We start from the raw sequence: 22897 nt of genomic DNA on the forward strand, positions 1-22897 counted from the left end.
CGCGCCGGTGGGAGGGGCTACCGACCTCTGACCACTGAAGAATGCACTCAATATGCCAATTTCATCGGCAATCAGCGTTCAATGATCGCTGTCACACCCTGACCACCGGCGGCACAGATCGAAATCAGCCCCCGGCCTTTGCCCGCTGCGTCGAGCAATTTGGCCAGGTTGGCAACGATGCGCCCGCCTGTGGCGGCAAACGGGTGCCCGGCCGCCAACGAGCTGCCTTTGACATTGAGCCGGCTGCGGTCAATGGCGCCCAACGGCGCATCCAGCCCCAGGCGGGTCTTGCAATATTCCGGGTCTTCCCAGGCCTTGAGCGTGCACAACACCTGGGCAGCAAAGGCCTCGTGAATCTCGTAGTAATCAAAATCCTGCAGCGTCAGGCCGTTTCTTGCCAGCAAGCGTGGCACCGCATACACCGGCGCCATCAACAGGCCTTCGGCACCGTTGACGAAATCCACCGCCGCCGCTTCGCCGTCGCGCAAATAGGCGAGGATCGGCAAGCCACGCTCCTTGGCCCAGGCTTCACTGCCCAGCAGCACCAAGGAGGCGCCGTCTGTAAGTGGCGTGGAGTTACCGGCAGTGAGCGTGCCCTTTTCACTGCGCTCGAACGCCGGTTTAAGGCTGGCGAGCTTTTCCAGGGTGAGGTCGGGGCGCAGGTTGTTGTCACGGGTGAGGCCCAGAAACGGCGTGAGCAAATCGTTGTGCCAGCCTTCGGCGTAGGACGCAGCCATTTTCTGATGGCTTTCCAATGCCAATTGATCCTGCTCGGCGCGCGGGATCTGCCAGGTCTGCGCCATCAGCTCGCAATGCTGGCCCATAGACAGGCCGGTGCGCGGCTCGCCATTGCGCGGCAGCTCCGGCTTAAGGTGATGGGGACGAAGTTGTAACAGGACTTTTAATTTGTCCGCCATGGACTTGCTGCGGTTGGCTTGCAACAAGATTTTGCGCAGGCCTTCATTCACACCAATCGGCGCATCGGAGGTGGTGTCGACGCCACCGGCAATCCCACACTCGATCTGCCCCAGGGCAATCTTGTTGGCCACCAGCAACGCCGCTTCCAGCCCGGTGCCGCACGCCTGCTGAATGTCATAGGCCGGGGTTTGCGGCGACAAGCGCGAGCCCAGCACGCATTCGCGGGTGAGGTTGAAGTCGCGCGAATGCTTGAGCACCGCACCGGCCGCCACCTCACCGATGCGCAGGCCGTGCAGGTTGTAGCGCTCGATCAGGCCTTCGAGGGCAGCGGTGAGCATCGCCTGGTTACTCGCCGTGGCATACGGGCCATTGGAACGGGCGAAGGGGATGCGGTTACCGCCAATGATCGCTACACGGCGCAATTGAGTCATGGAAAGCTCCCTGAAGGTTGTGAGTGGAATCATCAAGCCTAGCCTAGGCTCAATCGAACGACTTTCACCTATTGATGGTCCACCGTTTGAACCCCTGCACTCGGAGAGCGTTCCATGTCTGACCGTTATATCGACTTCGCCAACTCAAGCCTCGGCCATCGCCTGGTCGCCGCCATTGGCCTGCCGTCACCGGTACGCCTGGAACGCTGGCAGGCAGGACGCCTGCGCCCGGTAGAGGGTGCACTGCTGCTGGGCGGCGGCGCGCTGGCCGCCAAAGTGCAGGAGTTTGCGCACAGACTGACCGACGCGATTTACACCTACGGCGCCGAGTCGTCGACCTGGATTCCAGGCCACGGCCCCAAGCTCAAGGCCGTGGTATTTGACGCCAGCGACTTGCGGCACACCGACCAGCTCAAGCAACTGCGCGAATTCTTTCAGCCCTTGCTGAAAAATCTCGATCACAGCGCACACCTGGTGATTCTGGGACGCGCGCCGGAAAGCCTCAGCGACCCGTTTGCCGCCAGTGCCCAGCGTGCCCTGGAGGGTTTCAGCCGGTCACTGGCCAAGGAACTGCGCAGCGGCGGTGTGTTGCAACTGCTGTATGTGGGCGATGGTGCCGAGGATCAGTTGGAAGGTGCGTTGCGCTTCTTCCTGTCGCCGAAAAGTGCGTATATCTCCGGCCAAGTCATTCGCCTGCAAGCCTGCGCCACCCCGGTTGAAGACTGGACGCGGCCACTGGCCGGGCGCAAGGCGCTGGTCACCGGTGCTGCGCGTGGTATCGGCGCCTCCATTGCCGAAACCCTGGCGCGTGACGGCGCCGAAGTGATCGTGCTGGATGTGCCCCAGGCCAAGGCCGATCTCGAAGCCCTCGCCGCTCGATTAGGCGCGCGCACAGTGGTGCTGGATATCTGCGCCGAAGACGCGGCCACACAGTTGATCGAACACCTGCCGGACGGCATCGACATCGTGGTGCATAACGCCGGCATCACCCGTGATAAAACCCTGGCCAACATGACCCCGGAATACTGGGACGCGGTATTGGCGGTCAACCTCAACGCGCCACAAGTGCTGACCAAAGCCCTGCTCGACAGCGGCACCCTGCACGACAACGGCCGCGTGGTGCTGCTGGCGTCCATCAGCGGGATTGCCGGTAATCGCGGGCAAACCAACTACGCCGCGAGCAAGGCCGGGCTTATTGGCCTGGCCCAGGCGTGGGCGCCGCTGCTGGGCGAGCGTGGCATCAGCATCAATGCGGTCGCGCCGGGTTTTATCGAAACCCAGATGACCGCGCACATTCCTTTCGCCTTGCGTGAAGCCGGACGGCGCATGAGTTCTTTGGGCCAGGGTGGTTTGCCCCAGGACGTGGCCGAAGCCGTCGCCTGGCTCGGGCAGCCGGGTTCCGGGGCCGTCAGCGGCCAGGCGCTGCGCGTGTGTGGGCAAAGCTTGCTGGGAGCGTGACTATGCAGTGGCAGACATTGGACAGCACCCCGTTTCTGTTGCCGCTGTATGGGCGGGCGGCGCTCAAGCGCAAGATCAGCGGCAGCACCTTGCCTGATGGCGGATTACGCTGCCATGTACGCGTGAACCCTGAGCACGTCGCGGCCTATCGCAGGGTCTGCGGGTTTGCCGACAGCCCGGTGCTGCCGGGCACTTATCCGCATATCCTGGCGTTCGGTTTGCAGATGCAGTTGCTCACAGACAAACATTTCCCCTTTCCGCTGCTGGGGCTGATTCACCTGAGCAACCGTATCCGCATCCATCGGCCATTGGGCGGCGTGAATAACCTGATAGTTGGCGTATACGCGCACAATCTGCAGCCCCACGCCAAGGGGGCGACCTTTGACATTGTGACTACGGTGGAGGATGCGCTGGGACTGTTGTGGGAAGCCGACAGCCGTATGTTGTGTCGAGGCGTGAAACTGGACGGCGAAACGCAAGAGACGCCTTTATCTGTCTGCGGCACTGTCAGCGAAGTCGCGCGGTGGAAGGCGCCCGCGGATATCGGTCGGCAATATGCGCGGGTATCCGGCGACTACAACCCGATCCACCTGAGCGCGCTGACGGCCAAGCTGTTCGGCTTTCCCCAGGCGATTGCTCATGGGCTGTGGAATACCGCGCGAACATTGGCCGCGCTGAATGAACATTTGCCTGCCGCCAATGTAGAAATACAAGTCGAGTTCAAAAAACCGGTACGCCTGCCCAGTGAAGTGATATTGCTCAGCAGTGCCGCAGGCTCGAGCGGAGAGTTGCAGTTGAAAGGCCCCGGCGATATTCAACATATGCTCGGTAAGTGGCGACCCATCGCCTGAAAAATGCACATTAATTGTATATATACACCTTAAGTTATAGCGGACGCCCAGGCGTCCGCTTCTTTATTCAAACCAATGATTTTTAACATATATATATCTTGTTACACCCCTCGATTACACCCTTCGTATTAGTCATTAAGCCGACCACGGCCTGGTGTATATAAATCGTTAATACCAAGTTGAGCGTTGCGCGAAAGAGTGCCCGGGTCTGTGATGACAACACGGACAAACGTATCGCTATCCCTAGAAATAACGAGCGTTTGAAAACAACCCAGGTTGTACAGGTGCAAGGGAACTCAATCATGAAAACTCAAACTCAAGTAGTGCTTTGGAAAGCAAGTACCGCGCTGGCCCTGGTCATGGCGATGAGCCTCGGTGGCTGCAGCAGCGGTGGTGGCGGGCATCACAGCAGTGTGGCGGCCTCATCTCCTGATGCGGGTGCAGGTAGCGGCGCGGGTGGTGGAACCGGCGGCGGCACTGGCGGCGGCACAGATGGCGGAACCGGCGGCGGCACTGGCGGCGGCACAGATGGTGGAACCGGCGGTGGTACTGGCGGCGGCACAGATGGCGGAACCGGCGGTGGCACTGGCGGCGGCACAGGTGGCGGAACCGGCGGTGGTACTGGCGGCGGCACCGGTGGCGGAACCGGCGGTGGTACTGGCGGCGGCACAGGTGGCGGAACCGGCGGTGGCACTGGCGGCGGTACAGGTGGTGGCACTGGCGGCGGCACTGGCGGCGGTACAGGTGGTGGCACTGGCGGCGGCACCGGTTCGACCACTACACCTCTGGTTACCGGCCAGATTGCCGGCACCCTCGGAGGCACTGTCGGTAACGTAGGCGCAGCAGTCGGTGACCTCGGTTCGACCTTGAACAATGTGCCTATCGTCGGCACAACAGCAGGCGGCCTGGTTACGGCGACCGGCACTGCGGTCACCAGCATCGGCACTGGCGTCACCAGCGGCCTTGGTTCGTTGGGCACTAACAGCAACTCCCTGGGCATCACCGTCGCAGGTGTGGGGAATGGCGTTGCCGACCTGGGCGATGGCCTGTCGACCACCGGGAAATCGCTCTCGACCACCCTCGGCGGTGTGCCGGTAGTGGGCGGCTTGACCGGTGGCGTGGGTGGTGCGGTAGGCGGTGTTGTGGATAAAGTCGGCCAGGCTGTCACCATGCTCGGCGATACCGTCAGCACGGCCAGCACCACTGGCCCACTGGGCTCGTTGACTAACACAGTCGGTGGCAAAGTACTGGTGCCGGTGGTGTCGCTGGTGGAAAACACCACCGGCAACCTCGGCAAGGCCACCGGCCTGGGCAACCCTGTGAATGGGCTGCTGGATAAAGTCGGCAGCACCGTCACCGGCCTGGGCACTCAAGTCGCCAGTGCTGGCGGCACCGGCAACCCTGTTACCACCATTGTCGGCAGCGCTCTGACGGGCGTAGGCGGCACACTGGATAAATCCGGCGGCTATGTCGCTCCAGCCAGCGGCGCCGCAGCGCCCGGTATACCTGAACTGGTTGGCGGCCTGGTGGCCAACGTGGGCAACGGCCTGAATGCCGGCAACACCAACGGCACTGTGAGTGCGGCAGGTGTAACCGGTGGCGCATTGGGCAACACGGTCGCCTCGCTCGGCACCGTTATCGGCGGTACTGGCGTCGCCAACACCGCCGCCACCGCGCCGGTGGCAGGCTTGGCCACTAACGTCGGCGCGGCGCTCAACCCAGTAACGTCCGGTGTGGCTAGCCTGACCCAAAACGTCGGCACCACGACAGGCCTCGGCGCACCAGTCAACGGCCTGGTGACCCAAGTCGGCGGTGCGGTGAGCAGTCTCGGCACTAACCTGACCGCCGCCAACGCCAACCCAGTCACTAACGCGGTAGGCACCACTGTCACCACAGTCGGCAACACCGTAGGCTCGATAGGTGGTTTGGTCACCGGCGGCACCAGTGGCAGTAGCGGTGGTTTGCTCGGTGGCCTCACCGGCGGCACCGGCACCGGCACCGGCACCTCGGCCAGCGGCAGCGCAAGCACAGGTACAAGCGGCGGTCTGGGCGGTTTACTGAATGGCCTTACCGGCAAAAAATAAATTGCACCTGGCCGATTAGACGGCCTCCCCTACAGCGCCTACGCTTGGTTGAGACGAGAGACCCTTATAAGTCTCTCGTCTTTTTTATGGGCCGGTCTTGTCTAAAAAACCTCGCCCTCCCGAACCGCGTCCCAGAACCCGGCGGGTCCGAAGCGCTGCTGCAGTTTGACCATGGAGTGTCCTATGCGCGTAATGACGCCGTTGTTATTGCTCACCCTCAGTGCTTACGTTCAGGCCGAGACCCTTCCCAGCTTCCTCAACAGCAACGACACCATCCGCAACCTGCCGGTGCCCAACCTCCCCGCCGACGCTTATCGACCGGCCACACCCCAGACCCAGTTGCCGCAAGCGCCTGCCACCCAGAACCAGCCGTTGCAGATGGACACCAAAGTCACTATCCGCAAGCTGCAGATCGAGGGCGGTACAATCTACCCGCTGGACGAAACGGCCAAGGCCTACGCACCGTTGATTGGCCGTGAGACCAACCTCGCGCAACTGATCGAAGCCACCCGTGCGATCACGCGTCGCTACCAGCAGGACGGCTACCTGTTGTCCTACGCATTCCTGCCGCAACAGACCTTCGAAAACGGCCTGGTGCGCGTGGTGTTGGTGGAGGGCTACATCAAGGATTACGAGCAAAGCGGCGACATCGGCTCAGTCTCGGCCTACGTCGACAAGCTCGCTAACAAGCTGCTGGCCGAACGCCCGCTCACGCGCAAGACGTTCGAGCGCTATACCACGCTGATGGGGCGTATTCCCGGCGTGACCCTGCAGGCGCAAGTGCCGCCGCCGGGCACCACCGATGGCGCCACGCACATGAAGATCGAGGCCTCGCGCAAGCCGTTCACCACCAGCATGAGCCTGGTCGACAACAACCGTAACGGCACCCAAGCGTTGCTCACTGCCACCAGTAATTCCCAGACGTCCATGGGCGAGCAGCTCTACGTCAGCGGCCTGTTCCCACCGGGTGACGACAAAGAACATTACTACCGCGTGGGCTACAGCCAATTCATCAATGCCGAGGGCAGCCAGTTGATACTGGGCGCCGAGCGTTACCGCGCCGACCCCAGGAGCAATATCCAGCTGGACGGAGGCTTCGAGCTTAAGCCGCACCAGTCGATCGACCGCTACACCATCGGCCTCAGCCACCCACTGATTGCCTCACCCAATGAATCACTGACCCTGGCCACACGCCTGTATGCGGTGGACCAGACCACGCGCTATCAACTGGTGGGCTACCCCAACCGTTTCGACATCGAAAGCGACCTGCGCGCACTGGCCTTTGAAGGCGACTGGCGCAAGTCCGACACCCGCCAGTTGCGCATCGTCAGCGCCGGGCTGTACCAAGGCATCAACGGCCTGGGTGCCAGAGCCCACAGCGACCTGGGCACGGCAAAACCTGACCTGGACTTCTTCCGCCTGCGCCTGTCCGGGGTGCAGAGCGACAAGTTCTTCGACAACTGGCAAGGCGTGCTTTCGGGTGCGTTCTACTGGAGCGACGCCACCTTGCCCGACAGCGAGCGCGCCACCTTCGGCGGGCAGAACTTTGGCCGTGGCTACCCCGATGATCAAGCTTCGGGCGACAAGGGTTGGGGCGTGGCGTATGAGGTCAACTACAGCTTCAACCGCGCTGGCGACTGGGTGAAGATCCTGCAACCCTACGTGGTGCTTGACCGCGCCAAGACCTGGTTCAACGAACTGCCGGTCAAAGGCAACGACATGTCCTCGGCGGCCGTAGGCCTGCGCTTTGGCGATAACAAGTACTACAACATCGCGCTGGAAGCGGCCAAGCCGATGTCGGACATCGCCCTGGACAGCTTTAACCGGCGGCCGCGGTATACCTTGAGTTTTAGTTATCAGTTGTAAGTCTACGCAATCAAAATGTGGGAGCTGGCTTGCCTGCTCCCACACAATTGTATTCACACACGCCCTGTTACGGGCGAGACTTCTGCAACGGAAAGAGACTGTTAAGCGTATCAATCAAGCGCACCAGATAGATGGGCTTGCGAAACAGATCCAACACCTGCAAGCGCAGCATGTCGCTCACATCATCCATCTCGGCATGGCCAGACATCACGATCACCGGCAGATGCGAGCGACTGGTATGCTCGCGCAGGCGCTTGATCAGGGAGATGCCACTTTCCTCAGGCATACGCAGGTCAGTGATCACCAGGGCAATGTCGGGGTGCAGGGTCAGCTCCTGCAAAGCGAACGTGACCGAGGTAGCGGTAAAACAAACGAAGCCCTCGTTCTCCAGCGACTCCGCCAGTTCTACGAGGGCATCTTCTTCGTCGTCCACCAACAGGATTTGTTGACGCAAAGGTGCGGCTGCAGCATTCATGGGCACTACCTGCTGTCACCAATCAAAACCGTCTGAAATCAACAACAGGCCACCCCAAACTCACAACGCGGTAATCGCCGCCTGAATCCTGGCAAAGAAGGCCGTAATCTGAGGCCCCAGCGTCGTCCCGGCTGCCAGTATCACCAATGCTACAATTGCCACCAGAATCAGATATTCAATCGCGGTCGCGCCTTCTTTGCGATGAAAAAGTAGCTGAAGTTGAACATGGAGTTTAATCAACAGTTCGAGGATCATCGTACTACTCCTTTGGGCGACCAGACGCCCTAGCTCGGTGCTGCACAGTAATTGCCATGTGCCACCTGAGCATTGTCAACAAACCCCGCCCTCACAACTGTAAGAACTGATTAATCACAAAGTAGTGGTCATTTTACTGACGCCTGAATCCCTTGTTTTTAAGGCTATCGAGGGCCTTCGCGAAGAAATCTTTCTGTCAGTAATGGCATTTTGTCCTAGCTGAACTACCTTCAAATAGCGAAATAGTTAGTCACTGTTCATAGCAGCCGAGTTGCGGAATTAGCCTGTTGGGATCGACGGGTTTTAGTGCAACAGGAAAAGGAGAGCCGTCATGAACACGCGTCTCAGCATGGTACTGGCCGGTGTGCTTTTGGTCGGTGCGCTGTTTGCCGGTTACTGGGGTTTGGTGCTCAGCCGCGAGCCTGCCCCAGCGCCGCCACCGCCGCCAACTGCACCCGTCGAAAAAGCCGTCGCCGTGGTCGAGGACCAGACCCGCCAATCGGTGGTGGTGCTGGCCCACGATGTACCGCCCTTTATTGCCCTGACCGCCGCAGACCTGAGCATCGAAAAACTGCGCACAGCGCCAGCGGGCAGTATGACCAGTGTTGACCAGGCCATCGGCCGCACACCATGGCGCGCCTTGCAGGCCGGCACCTGGCTCAACGATGAGAGCTTCAGCCCCGGTGGCCCACTGGCCCGCATGATCCGCCCCAACGAACGCGCCCTCGCGGTTGCCGTCGATGAAGTGATTGGCGCTGCCGGCCAATTGAGCCCAGGCGACTATGTGGACGTGTTGCTGTACCTGCGCCAGGACGTCGCCAACGTCGAACAATCCGCTCAAGTGGTGATCCCTGCCATGCGCCTGCTCAGTGTCGGCGATCAAATGGGCCTGACCAACGACGGCGTTCCCGCTTCACCGCCGGCAATGACCGCCGAAGAAAAAGCCCAGCGCCATGCGCCCTCTCGCACCGTGGTGCTGGCGGTGCCCGAACAACTGCTGAGCCAACTGATGCTGGCGACCCAGGCCGGCACCTTGCGCCTGGCGGTGCGCAGCGCCGATGAACGCTTGCTGAGCCACTACTGGGCCGGTGAGAGCGATGCACCGGGCAAGCTGCAAAGCGCTAACCGCGACCTCTACCAATTCACCCAACTGGCCTTCGTCCAGGCGCCCAAAAAAGTCGCCCAGGGTGGCCCCGCGCGCCGCACCGGTGTCGAGGTGATACGCGGCAATCAAGCAACCCAACAAACACCCGACTGAACAAGGATGCTGTGCATGAACCGACGTTTCGCACCGGTGTTCACGCTGAAAATCGCCTGTGCCCTGATGCTGTCGAACTTGTCTGTGGGGCTCGTTGCAGCCGCCCCGGGCAACTGCGGCAGCCTGGGCCAATTACCCGCAGCACTGTCGGTGGGCGAAGGCTTGCAACAGGAACTGCAATCTCCCGTGGCCATCACACGCCTGGCGATTGGCGACCCAAAAATTGCTGACGTACACCTCAACGGTGATCGCGGTTTCCTGCTCACCGGCGTCGCCTCCGGTACCACCAGCCTGATGGTCTGGACCGCCTGTTCGACCACGCCGCGCCAAAGCATGGTGTTCGTCAAAGGCAAGGCCACCTCGGCATTGACCAGCCTGTCACTGTCGCCGTCCGAAGACCCGACGCTGCCCAGCCAGGTGCAGACCGACATCCGTTTCGTCGAAGTCAGCCGCTCCAAACTCAAGGAAGCCAGCACCAAGATCCTCGGCATCGGCAGCAACTTTTTCCTGGGCAGCCCTAAACTGGTATCCCCGACAGCCGGCACCTTTCGACTGCCGGTGAGTGACAGTAACTTCAATATCGGCTTTGGTGGCGGGCGTGTCTCCGCCATGATCAACGCACTGGAAAGCAGCGGATTTGCCTACACCCTGGCACGCCCAAGCCTGGTGGCTATGAGCGGGCAAAGCGCGACGTTCCTGGCCGGCGGCGAAGTGCCGATCCCGGTGCCCAGCAGCGCCAGCAACAACATCTCGATCGAGTACAAGGAATTCGGCATTCGCCTGACACTTACGCCGACGGTGATCGACCGTAACCGTATTTCTCTCAAAGTGGCGCCGGAAGTCAGCGAGCTGGACTACACCAACGCCGTGACGATCCAGAACATTCAGGTACCGGCGCTGACCATCCGCCGCACCGACACCAGCGTATCGCTGGCCGACGGCGAAAGTTTCGTGATCAGCGGCCTGATCAGCAGCACCAACACCACCAACATCAGCAAGTTTCCAGGCCTGGGCGATATCCCGATTCTCGGTGCGTTCTTTCGCGATTCGTCAGTCAACCGCCAGGACAAAGAGCTGCTGATGATCGTCACCCCGCACCTGGTGCAGCCGCTGGCCGCCAACGCCCAACTACCGTCCTTGCCCGGCGAGAAGCTGCGCAACTACGACCCGAACTGGTACCGCCTGTACTTCCTGGAAAACGGCAATTTCGACCGACTCAATGGGTTGTCTCAATGAGCGATAGCCTGAGCCAGACGTTTCTGGCAATCACGCGCAACACCACCGACCTGGAATGGCTGCAGGGCGCACTGGCGCCACTTGGCCAAGTGGTCAGCGCCGGCAGCGGCACCCTTGACGAGCTGCTGGCGCTGGTGGACGTGACCTTCGCCAACCTGGTGTTTGTCGGCCTTGACCGCGAACACGTGGTGGCCCAAAGCGCGCTGATCGAAGGCGCGCTGGAGGCCAAGCCGATGCTTGCTATCGTCGCCCTCGGCGATGGCATGGACAACCAGCTAGTGCTCAATGCCATGCGCGCCGGTGCGCGTGATTTTGTCGCCTACGGCTCACGTTCCAGCGAAGTCGCCGGGCTGGTACGCCGCCTGAGCAAACGCCTGCCGCCGGTGACCACCAACACTCAACTGGGTGGCCTCACCGTGCTGTACGGCACCCAAAGCAATGCCGACGGCGCACTGTTGGCCAGCCACTTGGCGCTGGTGGTGCAAAAGAGCGGCCAGCAAACCCTGTTGCTCGACCTGGGCCTGCCACGCGGTGACAGCCTGGCGCTGCTGGGGCTGGAAAGCTCGTTCAATTTCGGCGATGCCTTGCGCCACCTCAGGCGCCTGGACACCACCTTGATCAACAGCGCGTTTACCACCGCCGAAGACGGCCTGCGCATCCTCGCCTACGCCCCCAATGACGAGCCCCTGGAGCAGACCAGCGCCGCCGAGCTGTACATGCTGCTCAGTGCCTTGCGCCAGCACTTCCAGCACATCGTAGTGAACCTCGCCGGCCAGCCGGACAGCGAAGCGCTGCGCACCTTTGTCAGCCACTGCGACAAGCTGCTGTGGTGCACTGACCAGAGCGTTCTGGACTGCCGGCGCAACCTTGGCGTGCTGAACCAGTGGCGCGAAAAAGGCATGAAGCTGGAACACGCCAAGCTGTTGGTCGACCGCTACATCAAAGGCTGTGCGCCCGACGCCGATGCCCTGGGCAAAAGCTATGGGCTGGAGGTGATCGCGGTGCTACCGCTGAGCCCGGAGGTGCGCCTGAATGCCAAGAACCAAGGGCAAACCCTGTTTGCCCTGGCCCCACGAGAAACCCTGACCCACAACCTCAAAACTCTGGGCGAGCGCCTGGCAAAACGCTCCGAAGGCATGAAAAAACCCTCGCACACCTGGTTTGAACGCTTGCTGAGAGCCGGCAAATGAACGGTGAAAAACTCTTCGGCTCACCCGCTCGGGGCATCGGCGGCAACACTGACCACGACGGGCTCAAGCTGGTGCTGCATCGCTACATCATCGATGCCATCGAGGAGTCAGGCAAAAACCTGCTGGAGGGTTCACGCCCGCTGCTGGCGCAGTTTGTCATCGACAAAGTGGCCGAATATATCAACCGCATGCACTTGGCGATTTCCCGTTATGAGATGGAGCGCCTGGCCGAAGAGATCGTCGATGAACTGACCGGTTTCGGCCCGCTGGAAGTGTTGCTGCGCGACCCGTCCGTGACCGAAATCCTGGTCAACGGCCCGCACCGCGTATTTATCGAACGTGACGGTTTGCTGCACCAAAGCGATCTGCGCTTTATAGATTCGCACCACGTCGAACGCGTGATGCAACGCATCCTCGCACCGCTGGGGCGGCGCCTGGATGAGTCGTCGCCGATGGTCGATGCGCGCCTGCCGGATGGCAGCCGGGTCAACGCGATCATCCCGCCGATTGCGCTGGACGGGCCGTGCCTGTCGATTCGAAAATTTCGCAAGGACATGCTCAAAAGCAGTGACCTGGTGGCGATGCAGACCATCGACCAGAACATCTTCGATTTCTTCCAGGAAGCCGTGGGCAAGCGCTGCAATATCCTGATCAGTGGCGGTACCGGCACCGGTAAAACCACGCTGCTCAATATCCTCAGCCAACTGATCAACCCCCATGAGCGCCTGGTCACCATCGAAGACGTGGCTGAGCTGCAACTGGGCCACCCCCATGTGGTGCGCCTGGAAACCCGCCCGCCGAATGCCGAGGGCCATGGCGAGGTCAAGGCCAGCGACCTGATCCGCAACGCCCTGCGGATGCGCCCCGACCGCATCATCCTTGGCGAGATCCGCGGCGTGGAAGTGCTTGATGTACTCACCGCCATGAACACCGGCCACGACGGTTCCATGAGTACCGTACACGCCAACAACGCCGCCGATGCGCTGCTGCGCCTGGAAACCCTGGTGGGCTTGACCGGCCGTGTGGTGGCGGAGAAAACCCTGCGACAGATGATCTGCGCGGCGCTCGATGTGGTGATCCAGTTGACCCGCTTGCCGGACGGGCGTCGCTGCGTCAGCGAAGTGGTCGAGGTGGTCGGTGTCCGTGAAGACGTGTACGTGACCAATACCCTGTTCCGTCATGACCGGCGCACCGGCTTCGGCTTCTTGCGCGAAGCGGTCAACCCGGCCGGCGATAAACTGCGCCGCGAACCGGCTTAGCCTTGAAAGGGACATGACCATGACCGGGGCCATTTTGCTACTCATCTGCCTGATCCTGATCGGCCTGTCGATCCGCTCCTTTCAGAACGGCCTGCGCCGTGCCCAGACCGAGCGGGTGCTGAGCCGGCTCGCCGAGGGCCAGCCGCAGCTCAGCGAAGAAGCCAACCAGTGGAGTGGCGTGGAGCGGATGTTCCTGCGCGCAGGCCTGGGCAAACCCACCGACAGCCTGGGCCTGTGGCTGGCGATCTGGGCCTTGGGCGTGGCGTTGGGGCTGCTGGTGGCCGGCTGGCTCGGCCTGCTGGTGATGCTGGTGCTGCCGCCGCTGCTGCTGCGCCTGTACATCGCCTGGCGCTACCAGCGGCGCATCAAGCGCATGATCGAACAGCTGCCGCAATTGCTCGACCACACCGTGCGCAGCCTCAAGGCCGGGCGCACCCTGGCGGACTCGGTGCTGGGCGGCATCGAGATCAGCGAAGACCCGTTGCAACAGGCCATGGGCCGTATTCAGCGCAACGTACAGTTGGGCGTGAGCCTGCCGGAGTCGACCCACGACTTTGCCGAGTTCTACGAGCGTGATGAGTTTCGCCTGTTTGCGCTGGGCTTGAAGATCAACCATCGCTATGGCGGCAACGCCAGCGAACTGCTGGAAAACCTGATCAAGATGATCCGCGAGCGCGAGCAGGCCGCGCGCCAATTGCGCGCCTTGACCGGCGAAACCCGGGTGACCGCCTACGTGCTCGGCGCCCTGCCCATCTCGATGATCGGCTACTTCCTGGCGGTGAACCCGGCGTACCTGATGACCATGTGGAACGACGGCACCGGGCGCATCCTGTTGTTCGTGGCACTGGGCATGCAGCTGCTGGGTTGCTTCGCCTTGTGGCGCATGCTGCGGAGCGTATGAGATGGCTATCCCACTGCTGATCAGCGCCGTAATGCTCCTGGCCGCCCTGGCGCTGGTGCTGGCCAACCTGCTCAAACACCGGCGCGGCCAGCGCCTGGTCGCCCAGCGCTTGCAGGGCCAGATGGGGCGTGAACGCACGCTCAACACGTTGATGCGTCAATTGGGCAACAGCCCTATCGCGCAACGCTCGGTCAGCCTGGACAACGAAACCCAACTGTTGCTCAGCCGCGTCGGTTGGCGCCAGGCCAGCCAGCGCTCGATGTTCGCGGCCCTGCAGGTCGGCACGCCGCTAGTGGCGCTGGGCGTGGTGCTGGTGGGCCAGCAGTTGCTGTTTCCCCACACTGCCTCGCCATGGCTGGCGCCCTTGATCGGCATGGGCATCGGTTACCTGTTGCCTAAACGCATCCTGGCCAGGGCCGCCAAGGCGCGCCAGCAGCGTATCTCCCGGGAGGTCTCGACCTTCATTCCGCTGCTGCGCATCCTGTTCGAGTCCGGCATGGCGGTTGAACAAGCACTGCGCGTGCTGAGCATTGAAGCGCAGCGCCTGCTGCCGGACCTTACCTATGAACTGCGCCTGATCCTGACGCGTGTCGACTCCGGCCTGGAGCTGAGCGAAGAGCTGGGCAAGACCGCGCGGATGCTGGCCGTAGATGAATTCAGCGACACCTGCACCATCCTCCAGCAACTGGTCCAGCAAGGCGGCGGTGCGATGAAATCGCTGCTGGCGCTCAAGCAACTGCTCGACGACCGCCGCCTCACTCGCATCCAGGAATTCGTGTCGAAGATGTCGGCAAAGATGTCGGTGGTGATGATGGTGTTCCTGTTTCCCGCCCTGTTGATCGTGCTCGGGGGGCCGGCGTTCATCGGCATCTCCCGGGCCTTGAGTAACTTATGAGGACCGCCCGATGAAAGCCTTGATAGCCGGTTTGAGCCTGTTGCTGCTCGGGGGTTGCGCCACCAACGGCCAAACCCCATGGGCGGCCCTGACGGCGGGCGGCAGTTGCCCCAAACCCGGGTCGGACCAGGAACTGGCGCTGAACCTGGCCGATGAAATGGCCGGTGACGGCAAGCTGCACGCCAGCCTGGCCAACCTGCAGAACCTGCCGGCCAACCTGCCCCAGGTGCGTCTGCGCCAGGCCAAGGCGTATCGCCTGCTCGGGCGCAGCGAGGCGCAGGGGCTTTATCAAAGCCTGATCGGCACCTGCATGGCGGCCGAAGGCGAACACGGCCTGGGCCAGTTGGCCTCGGCCAAAGGCGACAACGGCCAGGCCCTGGCGCACTTGCAACGTGCGGCCCGGTTGGCGCCGACGGATGAAAAAATCCGCAACGACCTGGGCGTGGTGTACCTCAACCAGCTGCGCCTGGAAGACGCACGCTTCGAGTTCATGACCGCCATGGAGCTCAAGCAGAGCGAGCCGCTGGCGGCGATCAATCTGGTGACCCTGATGATCTATCAGGACAACTGGAAGCAGGCCGCGCAGGTGGCCAGCCAAATGAACCTGAGCCCTGAACAGGTGACCGAGGCCCAGGCCCGCGCCGAGAAGCTCAAAGGCGCCAGCGTGCCCGTCGCCAAGGTCAAAGACCAGGTGGCGACCACGAGTGATGCCGCAAGCACCCTGAGGAATTGATCATGAAAATGCCTTATCTCACCAGCCTCGCCGTACTCGCATTGCCCCTGGGCGTCATGGCCATCGAGCCCGGCCCGTCTTCGCCGCAGCAAGCGGTGACCGAAAGCTGGCTGACCTTGCAGTCCAGCGGGAAAGCGGCCTCCAGCACCCAGCAAAAAGCCTCCGCCGCCGAACGTGACCTGGCGGCGCAACGCTTGCTGGAAAGCTACAAGCACCCGATTCCGGAATACTTCGATCAGAAGGCGGGCGGGACAACCCAGGGCGGTAGTTGATAGGTCAAGTCGCACGCGGTCAAATGTGGGAGCGGGCTTGCTCGCGAAAGCGGTGGGTCAGTGACAGATAAATTGACTGATCCACCGCTTTCGCGAGCAAGCCCGCTCCCACTCAGTGGGCAGTGACTCGCTGGCGCAGCGCCGAATTACTCGGCGACAACGCCAGCGCCAATTGCGTGCGGTTATGCATGTGCGTCAGGCGCAACACCTGGGACACATACAGCTTCACGGTGTTCTCGGTAATGCCCAGCTCACAGGCAATCTGATAGTTGGTCTGCCCCTTGCCCACCAGCCGCGCCACATCCAGCTGACGTGGCGACAGCTGGTTGAAGATCGCCGGAATCTCCACCGGCCCGGCCTCTTCGGCTGACACTTCGTCACTCTCATGCCCTGGCGGGCTGCGGCGCGCTTTGTCGAGGTCCTGGTACAGGTCGTTGATGGACTCGGAAAGAAATTGCAGCTTCTGGTTCAAGTGCCCCAGTTGCAGCTCTTTCTTGCGCTCCTCCAGCGCCGCCTCCTGGCGCTGCAAGCCTTCGAGCAGTTCATCGAGGTTGATCGGCTTTTGATAGTAATCCGCGATCCCCGCGCGCAGCGCCTTGATCACATCCTGCTTATCCGCGCGGCCGGTCAGCATGATCGCCTCAAAGGCGCGCTGCTTGCCTGCCACCTTCTGCAGGGCCTGCACCAACTCGATGCCGTCCATGTCCGGCATATGCAGGTCGCACAGCACCAGGCCAATGTCGGCGTCTTCGGTAAAACGCTTCAACGCCTGCTGGCTGGATTCACACGGGACACAGCGGAAACCGCTGCTTTCAAGAAATTCACAGAGCTCTTCCACGATCAGCCGTTGATCGTCGACCACGAGCACTTTTACAGCAGAGGTAAGCTTGTTCACGCGCTACTCCATGCATTGCAAGCCAAAAGTTTGACTAATCCTTCACCACGAATATTCCTGTACAGCCACGTATTAAACGTAGACGTACTTTCCGACTATGTACATAGCGTTAATACCCTCAAACGGTTAAATGGATCCAAAACCAGGTGACGGCAAAACCCACCAGTAAAAACGGTGCAAACGGTAGTTTTCTTGACGGATCCGGTGCCAGGTAACCCAGATGGTTTTTAACCCCTTGACTCATAAGCGGCCAAAGCTTTGGCGCTGCCAACAGCCACAGCAAATTGGCGATCGCGGCGCCCACAAATGATCCCAGCAGGTAGTCGGCATTGGAGGCCAGCGCCAAGGCCGCGAGCAGCTTCACATCACCGGCGCCCAGGCGGCCCAGGGCATAACCGGGCAAGGTCAACAGCAGCGCCAGAAAAAACGCCCACAGCCCCTGCCCGACGGAAGCGCCGAGCCAGGTGTTGCCCGTCCACACAAGGTAGATCAACGCCAACAACGCCGCGCCCAGCGTCAGGCGATTGGCAAGCAAGCGCTGGCGAACGTCCTGTACGGCACACAGCCCCAACCACAACAGCACCACTGCGCTATGGATCACGTAAAAAACATCCCTTTTCGCCGATTGATTCTATGCTGATATCAAGTAGTAGCCGTCAGGGTAGACGCGGTGATGAAAACAAGCCTCCCGGATAAGCAAAAAGGCGCGGCAGCCATCGAGTTCATTGCCGTGTTCGTGATTTTTTTTGCCGTGTTCTACGGCACGGTCAGCTATAGCCTGCCGCTGCTGCTGTTGCAGTCGTTCAACCAGGCCACCGCCGAAGCCGTGCGCCTGAGCGTAGGGCTGGACCCTAATATGCAAGGCTACGCGGGTGCCGTGCAGAGCACCGCCAGAACAGCGGTGGCCAACCGCTTGGGGTGGATTCCCACTGCCTACAAATTCGATGCCACCAGCCAAGTCACCACCACCTTCACCGGCGGGCTGCTGTCTGTTCAGATCAATTACCCGTCGGCCAACCTCCAGGCGGTGTTGCCCTTTATTGTATTGCCCGGCATCGGCACCGTGCCGCAGCTGCCGACGACTCTGCAGGCCCAGTCGAGCCTGCAGTTTTGACTTCGGGAGACAGACTTTTCGGGCGCCTGCTCGGTCGCAATAGCGCACTGGAAATCGACACGCACGCGCCGCCGTCGGCCGGCTTGCATGTGCGGCTGGATAGCCAAGGCCACGTGCTCGACCTCAGCGGCACGCTGCGCCCACAGTTGCCGCCACTGGTTAACTCACCGCGTTTGCACGAACTGCTGAGCGCCCATAGCGCGGTAACGGTTGAGGGCGTTCCCGCCGACTGGCAGCGTCACAGCCTCGACCTGGATTTTAACGGGCTCGCCGGGCAAGTCCTGCACACCCGTGGCACGCTCCACCCCCACGACAATGGCTGGCTGCTGCATGCCGTAGACATCGGCGACTTGCTCGGCGGCCGGCAATTGGCCGAGCAGCGCGAACAGAACCACCAATTGACCAGCCGCGTCAGTGAGCAACTGCGCGTGTGCAGCCTCAGCCGCCTGCCCGAGGTGTTCAACGAACAGTTAAGCAGCGTGGCGCAGCGCTGGCGTATCCCCTGCGTGGCCCTGGCGCTGCTCGATCAGGAAGACCAGGGCTGGATGATCTACAGCCAGTACGCCAACCATGATGCACCGCTGTTCTGGCAGACTGGTCAGCGCCTCGGGACCTGCCTGGACAGCCTCAACGGCACCACGCCGCTGAGCCTGCAAGCACCTTATGGGCGCGGCGAGCACCCGCGTCTGCACAGTATTTTCGGCAATGCCGATGGCTTCCTTGTGCCCTATCGCGATGGCCAAGGCATCGCCGCATGGCTGTTGTGCGGTGCCTACAGCGGCCAGCCACACAGCAACGACCGCGACTGGCTGAACCTCGCCGCCGCCCTCGCCGCGCCGCTGCTCAGCCGCCTGCGCGAACACCGCCACCATCAACAACTCGAACGCCAGGAGGCGTTGCAAGGCCTGTTGGGCACGGGCTGGTTTGAGTTGTTGCCCACCAGCGGCGAAATCCAGCTCGCGCCCCAATTGATGCGCAACCTCGGCCCACAGGACAGCCCGACCCGGCAAGCCCTCGACTTGTGGCTGAACCTCATCCACCCCGCCGACCGCCAGGAGCTGCACAGCCGTCTGCGCGACCTGCAAACCCTCGGCAAACCCTTGCTCGCCAGCGTGCGCCTCAACCGAGGCGAGGGCGCCACGCCGACTTGGTATCGCGTACAGGGCCAAGTGCTGGGCGCCGGTGAACAGCGGCGCTGGGTCGGCTTTATGCTCGACATCAGCGACATCCAGAACCAGCAACTCCAAGCCGACGCCGCCCGCGCCCGGCTGGACAACCTGATCGCCAGCTCACCGGCGGTGATCTATGTGCAGCGCTATGTGGACGGCGCGCTGCAGCCGGTGTTTTTCAGTCACAGCCTGCTGCCCCTGCTCGGTCGCACCCTCGCCGAATGCACCCACGACAGCCTGGTGCAATGGGTACACCCGGACGACCGCGACCTGTACTTCCAGCGCACCCGCCAGCTGCTGCGCGAAGGCAGCGTGCGCAGCCGTTATCGCGTGCTAGACACATACGGGGATTACCACTGGCTGCTCGACGAAGCCAAGCTGTTGCGCGACGACCTGGGCGTGCCGGTGGAAGCCGTCGGCCTGTGGCTGGATGTGACCGAGGCGACCTTGGCCGCGCAGCAAATCAAGGACAGTGAGGAGCGCTACCGCATCCTCGTAGAAGACTCCCCGGCGATGATCTGCCGCTACCGCCCGGACCTTACCCTGACCTTCGGCAATACGCCGCTGGCCAACTACCTGGAGTGCCTGCCCGCACACTTGCGCGGGATGAACCTGGGTGAATGGCTGTCGACCGAACAGCGCGAAGCATTTGTGCAGCGCATCCACCAGCTGACACCGGAGTTCCCGGTGAGCACGGCCGAAATCAGCCTGCAATTGCCCGGCCGCGAACACGCCTGGTGGGTGTGGTCGGACCGAGGCGTTTTCGATGAGCATGGCGCCCTGGTCGAAGTGCAGGCCGTGGGCCGCGACAACACCGAGGTGCGGCGCTCCCAACAGCAACTCACGCAAAGCGCAAAAATGGCCACCCTCGGTGAAATGGCTACGGGCCTGGCCCATGAGATCAATCAGCCGCTGAATGTGATGCGCATGGCCATCGTCAATGTGCTCAAGCGCCTGAGCAATGGCGACGTGCAGATCGAGTACCTGACCGAAAAACTCCAGCGCATCGACGCCCAGGTGCAGCGTGCGGCGCGGGTGGTCGACCATATGCGCGTGTTCGGCCGCCGCTCGGAGGTCGAGCAGCAACCTTTCGACCCGGCGCAGGCGTTGGAGGGCACGTTGTCGTTGCTCAGTGAAGGCCTGCGTGGCAAAGGCGTTGAAGTGCGCCTGAGCCAGGCGGATATCCCGGTGCAGATCAAAGGCTACGTCGACCAGCTGGAGCAAGTGCTGATTAACCTGATGGTCAACGCCCGCGATGCGCTGCTGAGCCAACGCGAGAAGAACCCTGAGCTGCGCCCCTGGATTGCCGTGCACACCGAACACGACAGCCGCCACGTGCGCATCTGGGTCGAAGACAACGGCGGCGGCATCGACCCGCGCTTGCTGGAGCGCATCTTCGAACCGTTTTTTACCACCAAGCCGATTGGCGTGGGCACCGGCTTAGGCTTGTCGGTGAGTTACGGCATCGTCGAAAACATGGGCGGGCGCCTGAGCGTCAGCAACGGCGAACACGGCGCACGGTTCTGCGTGGAACTGCCGAGGGCCATCGACGCTTAAATCACCAGGTAGGCCTCGCCGGTCTGGCCGCAGGTGAGGTTGGCGCCGACGTTCACGTTCACCAGGCTGATGCCGAGCATGCTCAGCAGGTTGTTGAGGATCGGGTTGAGCAGCGGGCCGAGCAGGCCATCCACTACGGGAGTGACGATGGCGCTGACGCCACTGAGCAACGCTGTGACCGTAGGCGCCAGAATGCCCAGTGGGTTTCCTCCGGACGGTTGATACGCCGTGATGCCCACGCCATTAAGCGTGGTCGAAAGACTACTCACCACATTGGTCGCCGGTGTCGCCGCCTGATAGGTTGGCGCAAGGCCCACGTTCGGCGGCGTGGCAAACGGCGTGGTACTCGAGAACACCAGGGTTTGATTGCTCTGCGCAATCGGACTCACCACCTTGATCGCGATGCCACCGCCGGCAAACGGCACGCGCGGGTTACAGCTGCCGATGCCGAGAATCTTGTGGCAGGTCTTGGTGCCAATATCGATCAGCGGCAACGGCGCTACCGTCATCGGCAAGGTGCTGGAAAACGCATTGGTGATACTGCCCACGTTCAACGACGCCAGCGACGTGGTGGTGTAGGCGGTCAGGCTCTTGGTGCCCGCGTTGCCGGTTGGGCAGCTGAAGGCGGTGACGTAACTGCTCGCGGCGCCGGCATCCAGCACAATATTGATCGGCAGGTTGCCCGGCAGCACCAACAAATCCGCCTGCTGGCAACCGGCACCCAGCAAACACAGGGCCGAGTTGATCGTGCTCACCAGGTTCAGGCTCAGCAGGCTGCCGAGTACCGGTGTCAAAGGCCCCAACAGGTCATTTACCGCCGTGTTAAGCCCCGACAACGCACTCAACACGGGCAAACTCACGGTCACTTGCGTGCGCACTTGGGCGGTGCGCACGTAAATTTTATTCGGCCCTGTAGGGTTGGCCGCCGCCAGCACCGGGTTGCCGATGGCCGACAACTGCGGCGGCTCGATCACTTTGACCTGGGTGGTGATATTGGCCAACCCCAGCACACTCACGGGCAAGGTCGCCGCCGCCGCGCTTTTGCTGTTGGACAGTTGCACCACACCCTGGATCAGTTGAAACACCTGCAGGTTGGCATTCAGCGCCGCAGCGGTGGAGCCGGTCTGCAATTGCAGGATCTGCCCGACGGTCAACGGCGCCTGGTTGATCGCGGCGATTTGCAAGCTGCCCAAGGCGGTGATCACATCCGCCGTTGCACCGTTGGCGGTCAGCACGGTGACCGCAGCCTGGATCAACTGCGCAGCGGTGACGTTGGTATTGAGCAGTTGCGTGTAGTTACCGGCGGCCACATTGAGGTTGATCGCCAGTTGGTTGAGGTAACTGAGCAGGTTGATATTGGTATTGAGCAGGCCGTTCCAACCGGCGACCGTCAGGTTGACGTTACCGCCGAGCAAGCCACTGAACAGCGGGTTCAACAGGCTGGCACTCGCCGAGTTGACGCTGGCCAGGGAGCTGTTGATGGTGAGCTGCGCCGAGGGTGGCGTCGGCACCGCCGCCACTGCGGTTGCGGTCAATACGGTATTGAGGCTCAGCGAGTTGCCGGAGAACAACGCCCAAACCCCGGCGGCCACGCTGGTGGTCACGGTTTTGCTCACCACCACTTGAATCGCCGATGACACGGCAGGGTTGGCACTGAAGACACGCCGGCCCGATGCGGCGGTGGTCACAGTGCCGCATTGGGTCACCAGGGTATTGCCGCTGCCCACCACAAAATGATTGCGCGCCACACTCTGACCGGCAAACGCCGCCGCGCTCAAACCGCTCAGGCACGTGCCGCTGCGGCTCACCGCTTCCAGCGCCGCCGTGTCTGCCACGCCTTGCAGCTTGCGCTTCTCCAGGTACAGGCGGCCGCTGTCGATCATCAGCAATGTAAAGGCCAGCACCACCGCCAACACGCCGGCGGCCATCAGGCCGATTGCACCACGTTGCCTGGAACCAAGTCGGGGAGACATCGAGCACTCCTGTGCCGGCGAGTTGCCGAGCGCTTACTCTCCTGGGATGCAATTGAGTGTAGACAAGGGCTGAGGGTGGTGAAGATCAAAAATGTGGGGCTTGCTCA

The 22897-nt window shown here is 61.9% G+C and carries 20 protein-coding genes; 14 read left to right on the forward strand and 6 right to left on the reverse strand.

Going from position 1 to position 22897, the window contains the following annotated elements; all coding sequences use genetic code 11:
* Window positions 1-71 precede the first annotated feature (71 nt).
* The gene (locus FFI16_RS23370) at window positions 72-1349 is read right to left on the reverse strand and encodes an acetyl-CoA C-acetyltransferase (protein ID WP_138817007.1); all 1278 of its coding nucleotides are present in this window, start codon (window positions 1347-1349) and stop codon (window positions 72-74) included.
* Window positions 1350-1463: 114 nt separating this feature from the next.
* Between FFI16_RS23370 and FFI16_RS23375 the strand changes: the two genes are divergently transcribed.
* The 4 genes from FFI16_RS23375 to FFI16_RS23390 all read left to right on the forward strand — a co-directional run bounded on the left by FFI16_RS23375 (window position 1464) and on the right by FFI16_RS23390 (window position 7608).
* Window positions 1464-2807 (forward strand): 3-oxoacyl-ACP reductase, encoded by a 1344-nt coding sequence (locus tag FFI16_RS23375; protein ID WP_138817008.1) that lies wholly within the window; start codon window positions 1464-1466, stop codon window positions 2805-2807.
* A 2-nt stretch (window positions 2808-2809) separates the two neighbouring features.
* Entirely contained in the window at window positions 2810-3658 is an 849-nt protein-coding gene (locus FFI16_RS23380; RefSeq protein ID WP_138817009.1) for a MaoC/PaaZ C-terminal domain-containing protein, read from the forward strand.
* Window positions 3659-3960: 302 nt separating this feature from the next.
* Window positions 3961-5742, forward strand: coding sequence for a collagen-like triple helix repeat-containing protein (locus FFI16_RS23385; RefSeq protein WP_256666281.1), 1782 nt, complete (start codon window positions 3961-3963; stop codon window positions 5740-5742).
* A gap of 183 nt (window positions 5743-5925) precedes the next feature.
* Window positions 5926-7608 (forward strand): ShlB/FhaC/HecB family hemolysin secretion/activation protein, encoded by a 1683-nt coding sequence (locus tag FFI16_RS23390; RefSeq protein WP_138817010.1) that lies wholly within the window; start codon window positions 5926-5928, stop codon window positions 7606-7608.
* A 67-nt stretch (window positions 7609-7675) separates the two neighbouring features.
* Here FFI16_RS23390 and FFI16_RS23395 read toward each other — a convergent pair whose 3' ends face one another.
* On the reverse strand, window positions 7676-8083 hold the full coding sequence (locus FFI16_RS23395; protein WP_138817011.1) for a response regulator: 408 nt from the start codon (window positions 8081-8083) through the stop codon (window positions 7676-7678).
* A gap of 60 nt (window positions 8084-8143) precedes the next feature.
* Window positions 8144-8338, reverse strand: coding sequence for a Flp family type IVb pilin (locus FFI16_RS23400; RefSeq protein WP_017136716.1), 195 nt, complete (start codon window positions 8336-8338; stop codon window positions 8144-8146).
* 331 nt (window positions 8339-8669) lie between these two features.
* Here FFI16_RS23400 and cpaB point away from each other — a divergent pair, with 331 nt between their 5' ends.
* From cpaB to FFI16_RS23440, 8 genes are read left to right on the forward strand one after another with little or no spacing between them, the layout of a single operon-like run.
* Window positions 8670-9596 carry a Flp pilus assembly protein CpaB gene (cpaB, locus tag FFI16_RS23405; protein WP_099488030.1) on the forward strand — a complete coding sequence of 309 codons (927 nt, stop codon included), beginning with the start codon at window positions 8670-8672 and terminating at the stop codon, window positions 9594-9596.
* A gap of 15 nt (window positions 9597-9611) precedes the next feature.
* The gene (locus tag FFI16_RS23410) at window positions 9612-10832 is read left to right on the forward strand and encodes a type II and III secretion system protein family protein (protein ID WP_138817012.1); all 1221 of its coding nucleotides are present in this window, start codon (window positions 9612-9614) and stop codon (window positions 10830-10832) included.
* Window positions 10829-12022: a pilus assembly protein gene (locus FFI16_RS23415; RefSeq protein WP_138817013.1), complete on the forward strand. Its 1194-nt coding sequence runs from the start codon at window positions 10829-10831 to the stop codon at window positions 12020-12022. Before FFI16_RS23410 ends, FFI16_RS23415 begins: the two co-directional genes overlap by 4 nt.
* Window positions 12019-13281, forward strand: a complete 1263-nt coding sequence (locus tag FFI16_RS23420) for a CpaF family protein (protein ID WP_138817014.1) — start codon at window positions 12019-12021, stop codon at window positions 13279-13281. Before FFI16_RS23415 ends, FFI16_RS23420 begins: the two co-directional genes overlap by 4 nt.
* 19 nt (window positions 13282-13300) lie before the next feature.
* Window positions 13301-14182, forward strand: coding sequence for a type II secretion system F family protein (locus FFI16_RS23425; protein WP_138817015.1), 882 nt, complete (start codon window positions 13301-13303; stop codon window positions 14180-14182).
* A 1-nt stretch (window position 14183) separates the two neighbouring features.
* Entirely contained in the window at window positions 14184-15077 is an 894-nt protein-coding gene (locus FFI16_RS23430) for a type II secretion system F family protein (protein ID WP_138817016.1), read from the forward strand.
* A 10-nt stretch (window positions 15078-15087) separates the two neighbouring features.
* Entirely contained in the window at window positions 15088-15810 is a 723-nt protein-coding gene (locus FFI16_RS23435) for a tetratricopeptide repeat protein (RefSeq protein ID WP_138817017.1), read from the forward strand.
* Window positions 15811-15812: 2 nt separating this feature from the next.
* Window positions 15813-16082, forward strand: a complete 270-nt coding sequence (locus tag FFI16_RS23440) for a DUF3613 domain-containing protein (RefSeq protein ID WP_138817018.1) — start codon at window positions 15813-15815, stop codon at window positions 16080-16082.
* Window positions 16083-16194: 112 nt separating this feature from the next.
* Here the strand turns inward: FFI16_RS23440 and FFI16_RS23445 are convergent, their stop codons facing one another.
* Entirely contained in the window at window positions 16195-16977 is a 783-nt protein-coding gene (locus FFI16_RS23445) for a response regulator transcription factor (RefSeq protein WP_138817019.1), read from the reverse strand.
* 118 nt (window positions 16978-17095) lie between these two features.
* The gene (locus FFI16_RS23450; protein WP_138817020.1) at window positions 17096-17578 is read right to left on the reverse strand and encodes a prepilin peptidase; all 483 of its coding nucleotides are present in this window, start codon (window positions 17576-17578) and stop codon (window positions 17096-17098) included.
* Window positions 17579-17650: 72 nt separating this feature from the next.
* Here FFI16_RS23450 and FFI16_RS23455 point away from each other — a divergent pair, with 72 nt between their 5' ends.
* Both FFI16_RS23455 and FFI16_RS23460 read left to right on the forward strand, forming a co-directional pair.
* Window positions 17651-18091 carry a TadE/TadG family type IV pilus assembly protein gene (locus FFI16_RS23455; protein WP_138817021.1) on the forward strand — a complete coding sequence of 147 codons (441 nt, stop codon included), beginning with the start codon at window positions 17651-17653 and terminating at the stop codon, window positions 18089-18091.
* Window positions 18088-20817 (forward strand): PAS domain-containing sensor histidine kinase, encoded by a 2730-nt coding sequence (locus tag FFI16_RS23460; protein WP_138817022.1) that lies wholly within the window; start codon window positions 18088-18090, stop codon window positions 20815-20817. Before FFI16_RS23455 ends, FFI16_RS23460 begins: the two co-directional genes overlap by 4 nt.
* Here FFI16_RS23460 and FFI16_RS23465 read toward each other — a convergent pair.
* Window positions 20814-22790, reverse strand: a complete 1977-nt coding sequence (locus FFI16_RS23465) for a pilus assembly protein TadG-related protein (RefSeq protein WP_138817023.1) — start codon at window positions 22788-22790, stop codon at window positions 20814-20816. The genes FFI16_RS23460 and FFI16_RS23465 overlap by 4 nt on opposite strands.
* Window positions 22791-22897: the final 107 nt, after the last annotated feature.

Origin of the sequence: Pseudomonas sp. KBS0710 (assembly GCF_005938045.2) — a bacterium.
Lineage (GTDB): Bacteria > Pseudomonadota > Gammaproteobacteria > Pseudomonadales > Pseudomonadaceae > Aquipseudomonas.

Excerpts from the sequence above, each read along its gene's own strand:
- FFI16_RS23420 (WP_138817014.1), top strand. The coding sequence starts at position 12,019 with ATGAACGGTGAAAAACTCTTCGGCTCACCCGCTCGGGGCATCGGCGGC.
- FFI16_RS23430 (WP_138817016.1), top strand. The coding sequence starts at position 14,184 with ATGGCTATCCCACTGCTGATCAGCGCCGTAATGCTCCTGGCCGCCCTG.
- FFI16_RS23440 (WP_138817018.1), top strand. The coding sequence starts at position 15,813 with ATGAAAATGCCTTATCTCACCAGCCTCGCCGTACTCGCATTGCCCCTG.
- FFI16_RS23385 (WP_256666281.1), top strand. The coding sequence starts at position 3,961 with ATGAAAACTCAAACTCAAGTAGTGCTTTGGAAAGCAAGTACCGCGCTG.
- FFI16_RS23390 (WP_138817010.1), top strand. The coding sequence starts at position 5,926 with ATGCGCGTAATGACGCCGTTGTTATTGCTCACCCTCAGTGCTTACGTT.
- FFI16_RS23370 (WP_138817007.1), bottom strand. The coding sequence starts at position 1,349 with ATGACTCAATTGCGCCGTGTAGCGATCATTGGCGGTAACCGCATCCCC.
- FFI16_RS23400 (WP_017136716.1), bottom strand. The coding sequence starts at position 8,338 with ATGATCCTCGAACTGTTGATTAAACTCCATGTTCAACTTCAGCTACTT.
- cpaB (WP_099488030.1), top strand. The coding sequence starts at position 8,670 with ATGAACACGCGTCTCAGCATGGTACTGGCCGGTGTGCTTTTGGTCGGT.
- FFI16_RS23380 (WP_138817009.1), top strand. The coding sequence starts at position 2,810 with ATGCAGTGGCAGACATTGGACAGCACCCCGTTTCTGTTGCCGCTGTAT.
- FFI16_RS23425 (WP_138817015.1), top strand. The coding sequence starts at position 13,301 with ATGACCGGGGCCATTTTGCTACTCATCTGCCTGATCCTGATCGGCCTG.
- FFI16_RS23375 (WP_138817008.1), top strand. The coding sequence starts at position 1,464 with ATGTCTGACCGTTATATCGACTTCGCCAACTCAAGCCTCGGCCATCGC.
- FFI16_RS23455 (WP_138817021.1), top strand. The coding sequence starts at position 17,651 with ATGAAAACAAGCCTCCCGGATAAGCAAAAAGGCGCGGCAGCCATCGAG.
- FFI16_RS23415 (WP_138817013.1), top strand. The coding sequence starts at position 10,829 with ATGAGCGATAGCCTGAGCCAGACGTTTCTGGCAATCACGCGCAACACC.
- FFI16_RS23435 (WP_138817017.1), top strand. The coding sequence starts at position 15,088 with ATGAAAGCCTTGATAGCCGGTTTGAGCCTGTTGCTGCTCGGGGGTTGC.
- FFI16_RS23410 (WP_138817012.1), top strand. The coding sequence starts at position 9,612 with ATGAACCGACGTTTCGCACCGGTGTTCACGCTGAAAATCGCCTGTGCC.
- FFI16_RS23465 (WP_138817023.1), bottom strand. The coding sequence starts at position 22,790 with ATGTCTCCCCGACTTGGTTCCAGGCAACGTGGTGCAATCGGCCTGATG.
- FFI16_RS23395 (WP_138817011.1), bottom strand. The coding sequence starts at position 8,083 with ATGAATGCTGCAGCCGCACCTTTGCGTCAACAAATCCTGTTGGTGGAC.